The organism is Microbacterium sp. LCT-H2, assembly GCF_001866135.1.
In the GTDB taxonomy this organism is placed as follows: Bacteria; Actinomycetota; Actinomycetes; order Actinomycetales; family Microbacteriaceae; genus Microbacterium.
This window is the reverse complement of the sequence record NZ_MODW01000014.1, coordinates 1-4,775: the sequence shown is the minus strand read 5'-3', so window position 1 is coordinate 4,775 and position 4,775 is coordinate 1. Positions and strand designations below refer to the sequence as shown.

Below are 4,775 nucleotides of genomic sequence, written 5' to 3'. Positions count from 1 at the left end.
CAGCCGCGGTAATACGTAGGGCGCAAGCGTTATCCGGAATTATTGGGCGTAAAGAGCTCGTAGGCGGTTTGTCGCGTCTGCTGTGAAATCCCGAGGCTCAACCTCGGGCCTGCAGTGGGTACGGGCAGACTAGAGTGCGGTAGGGGAGATTGGAATTCCTGGTGTAGCGGTGGAATGCGCAGATATCAGGAGGAACACCGATGGCGAAGGCAGATCTCTGGGCCGTAACTGACGCTGAGGAGCGAAAGGGTGGGGAGCAAACAGGCTTAGATACCCTGGTAGTCCACCCCGTAAACGTTGGGAACTAGTTGTGGGGTCCATTCCACGGATTCCGTGACGCAGCTAACGCATTAAGTTCCCCGCCTGGGGAGTACGGCCGCAAGGCTAAAACTCAAAGGAATTGACGGGGACCCGCACAAGCGGCGGAGCATGCGGATTAATTCGATGCAACGCGAAGAACCTTACCAAGGCTTGACATATACGAGAACGGGCCAGAAATGGTCAACTCTTTGGACACTCGTAAACAGGTGGTGCATGGTTGTCGTCAGCTCGTGTCGTGAGATGTTGGGTTAAGTCCCGCAACGAGCGCAACCCTCGTTCTATGTTGCCAGCACGTAATGGTGGGAACTCATGGGATACTGCCGGGGTCAACTCGGAGGAAGGTGGGGATGACGTCAAATCATCATGCCCCTTATGTCTTGGGCTTCACGCATGCTACAATGGCCGGTACAAAGGGCTGCAATACCGTGAGGTGGAGCGAATCCCAAAAAGCCGGTCCCAGTTCGGATTGAGGTCTGCAACTCGACCTCATGAAGTCGGAGTCGCTAGTAATCGCAGATCAGCAACGCTGCGGTGAATACGTTCCCGGGTCTTGTACACACCGCCCGTCAAGTCATGAAAGTCGGTAACACCTGAAGCCGGTGGCCTAACCCTTGTGGAGGGAGCTGTCGAAGGTGGGATCGGTAATTAGGACTAAGTCGTAACAAGGTAGCCGTACCGGAAGGTGCGGCTGGATCACCTCCTTTCTAAGGAGCATCTGACGCTTCGGCGTCCAGAACCCGGTTCGAAGGCATATGTTCTTCGCTGGGAGCTCATGGGTGGAACATTTGACATGGCATCGAGATTGTTTCTCTGATTAGTACGCAGCTTGCTGCAGGAACGTTGGGGGGGATGGGTTTCGGTGCCTGCACGCTGTTGGGTCCTGAGGGACCGGATGCGGATCTTTCGGGATCTGGTCTGAACCTCTGGACCTCTTTCTGTTTGTCCCGTTGGGGGCAGGTGGATGGGGGTTCCGCCCGTACTTTGAGAACTACACAGTGGACGCGAGCATCTTGCAACTGGTCTTTGATCAGTTGCGCAAGATGATCTTAAAGATCATTAGTCAATTTCTGATTCAGTCTTCGGACTGGTCGGGTTTTTGATTCAAACTCATGTGATTTCAAGTCTTTAAGAGCAAACGGTGGATGCCTTGGCATCTGGAGCCGAAGAAGGACGTAGCAATCTGCGATAAGCCTCGGGGAACTGATAAGCAAGTTTTGATCCGAGGGTGTCCGAATGGGGAAACCCCGCTGGGCGGCGTGCCGACCTAGTGACTCCCGCCTGAATATATAGGGCGGGTAGAGGGAACGTGGGGAAGTGAAACATCTCAGTACCCACAGGAAGAGAAAGCAACCGCGATTCCGTTAGTAGTGGCGAGCGAAACCGGATCAGGCTAAACCGAGTGTGTGTGATATCCGGCAGGAGTTGCATATTCGGGGTTGTGGGACTCACCAGTCAGTTCTGCCGAGCTGGCGACGTTACAGAAGCGTATAGACGAACGGTCTTGAAAGGCCGGTCATAGAGGGTGCCAACCCCGTAGTCGAAATGCGTGTTCTGGCGTGGAGAGTATCCCAAGTAGCACGGGGCCCGTGAAATCCCGTGTGAATCTGTCAGGACCACCTGATAAGCCTAAATACTCCCAGATGACCGATAGCGGACAAGTACCGTGAGGGAAAGGTGAAAAGTACCCCGGGAGGGGAGTGAAATAGTACCTGAAACCGTTTGCTTACAAACCGTTGGAGCACCCCTGGTAGGTGTGACAGCGTGCCTTTTGAAGAATGAGCCTGCGAGTTAGCGATATGTGGCGAGGTTAACCCGTGTGGGGTAGCCGTAGCGAAAGCGAGTCTGAATAGGGCGATTCAGTCGCATGTCCTAGACCCGAAGCGAAGTGATCTATCCATGGCCAGGTTGAAGCGACGGTAAGACGTCGTGGAGGACCGAACCCACTTAGGTTGAAAACTGAGGGGATGAGCTGTGGATAGGGGTGAAAGGCCAATCAAACTTCGTGATAGCTGGTTCTCTCCGAAATGCATTTAGGTGCAGCGTTGCGTGTTTCTTGCCGGAGGTAGAGCTACTGGATGGCCGATGGGCCCTACAAGGTTACTGACGTCAGCCAAACTCCGAATGCCGGTAAGTGAGAGCGCAGCAGTGAGACTGTGGGGGATAAGCTTCATAGTCGAGAGGGAAACAACCCAGACCACCAACTAAGGTCCCAAAGCGCGTGCTAAGTGGGAAAGGATGTGGAGTTGCTCTGACAACCAGGAGGTTGGCTTAGAAGCAGCCACCCTTGAAAGAGTGCGTAATAGCTCACTGGTCAAGTGATTCCGCGCCGACAATGTAACGGGGCTCAAGCACGCCACCGAAGTTGTGGCATTGACATTATTGGTAGGCCTTCGTGGTCCAGCCGTGTTGATGGGTAGGAGAGCGTCGTGTGGCCAGCGAAGCGGCGGTGGAAACCAGCCGTGGAGGCTACACGAGTGAGAATGCAGGCATGAGTAGCGAATGACGTGTGAGAAACACGTCCTCCGAAAGACCAAGGGTTCCAGGGTCAAGCTAATCTTCCCTGGGTAAGTCGGGACCTAAGGCGAGGCCGACAGGCGTAGTCGATGGACAACGGGTTGATATTCCCGTACCGGCGAAGAACCGCCCAAGCTAATCCAGTGGTGCTAAACGTCCGAGCCTTCACATCGTTGCCTTCGGGTGACACCGTGGAGGGGAGCACGTGACCCCATGCTGGTGCGGTTAGCGTATTAACAGGTGTGACGCAGGAAGGTAGTCCAAGCCAGGCGATGGTTGTCCTGGTGCAAGTGCGTAGGCCGAGTCGTAGGCAAATCCGCGACTCATACAGGCTGAGACACGATGCGGATAAAAAGTGGATGATCCTATGCTGCCGAGAAAAGCATCGACGCGAGGTTCTAGCCGCCCGTACCCCAAACCGACTCAGGTGGTCAGGTAGAGAATACCAAGGAGATCGAGAGAATCGTGGTTAAGGAACTCGGCAAAATGCCCCCGTAACTTCGGGAGAAGGGGGGCCTTCGACGTATTAGGACTTGCTCCGAAAGCGTTTGGAGGCCGCAGAGACTAGTGGGTAGCGACTGTTTACTAAAAACACAGGTCCGTGCCAAGTCGCAAGACGATGTATACGGACTGACGCCTGCCCGGTGCTGGAAGGTTAAGAGGACCGGTTAGCCGCAAGGCGAAGCTGAGAATTTAAGCCCCAGTAAACGGCGGTGGTAACTATAACCATCCTAAGGTAGCGAAATTCCTTGTCGGGTAAGTTCCGACCTGCACGAATGGCGTAACGACTTCCCAACTGTCTCAACCGCGAACTCGGCGAAATTGCATTACGAGTAAAGATGCTCGTTACGCGCAGCAGGACGGAAAGACCCCGTGACCTTTACTACAGCTTGGTATTGGTGTTCGGTGTGGCTTGTGTAGGATAGGTGGGAGACTGTGAAGCGGTGACGCCAGTTACCGTGGAGTCATTGTTGAAATACCACTCTGGTCACTCTGGATATCTAACTTCGAACCGTAATCCGGTTCAGGGACAGTGCCTGGTGGGTAGTTTAACTGGGGCGGTTGCCTCCCAAAAAGTAACGGAGGCGCCCAAAGGTTCCCTCAACCTGGTTGGCAATCAGGTGGCGAGTGTAAGTGCACAAGGGAGCTTGACTGTGAGACTGACAGGTCGAGCAGGGACGAAAGTCGGGACTAGTGATCCGGCAGTGGCTTGTGGAAGCGCTGTCGCTCAACGGATAAAAGGTACCTCGGGGATAACAGGCTGATCTTGCCCAAGAGTCCATATCGACGGCATGGTTTGGCACCTCGATGTCGGCTCGTCGCATCCTGGGGCTGGAGTAGGTCCCAAGGGTTGGGCTGTTCGCCCATTAAAGCGGTACGCGAGCTGGGTTTAGAACGTCGTGAGACAGTTCGGTCCCTATCCGCTGCGCGCGTAGGAAGTTTGAGAGGATCTGACCCTAGTACGAGAGGACCGGGTTGGACGAACCTCTGGTGTGTCAGTTGTTCCGCCAGGAGCACCGCTGATTAGCTACGTTCGGGATGGATAACCGCTGAAAGCATCTAAGCGGGAAGCCGGCCTCAAGATGAGACTTCCATACCTTCGGGTAAGAGGCTCCCAGCCAGACTACTGGGTTGATAGGCCAGATGTGGAAGCACGGTAACGTGTGCAGCTGACTGGTACTAATAAGCCGATGACTTGATAACACACCGTTTGTTGGTGCTTGCGTCCACTGAGTGGTTCTCGATGTACGGTCGAGAACTACCTTCAACAATGATTCATCATTGCTTTAGGTTTGATTGAAACATCAATAGTGTTTCGGCGGCCATAGCGTGAGGGAAACGCCCGGTCACATTCCGAACCCGGAAGCTAAGCCTCACAGCGCCGATGGTACTGCAGGGGGGACCCTGTGGGAGAGTAGGACACCGCCGGACTCCTTTTA

3 rRNA genes are annotated in these 4,775 nt (G+C 54.5%); all 3 read left to right on the top strand.

From position 1 onward, the window contains the following. Positions 1-1,025: ribosomal RNA gene (locus tag BK819_RS16215) — 16S ribosomal RNA — on the top strand; the annotation flags it as partial. 411 nt (positions 1,026-1,436) lie between these two features. Beyond that, a 23S ribosomal RNA gene (locus tag BK819_RS16210) occupies positions 1,437-4,539 on the top strand. A gap of 111 nt (positions 4,540-4,650) precedes the next feature. After that, positions 4,651-4,767, top strand: a 5S ribosomal RNA gene (gene rrf / locus BK819_RS16205). The last annotated feature ends 8 nt before the right edge of the window (positions 4,768-4,775 follow it).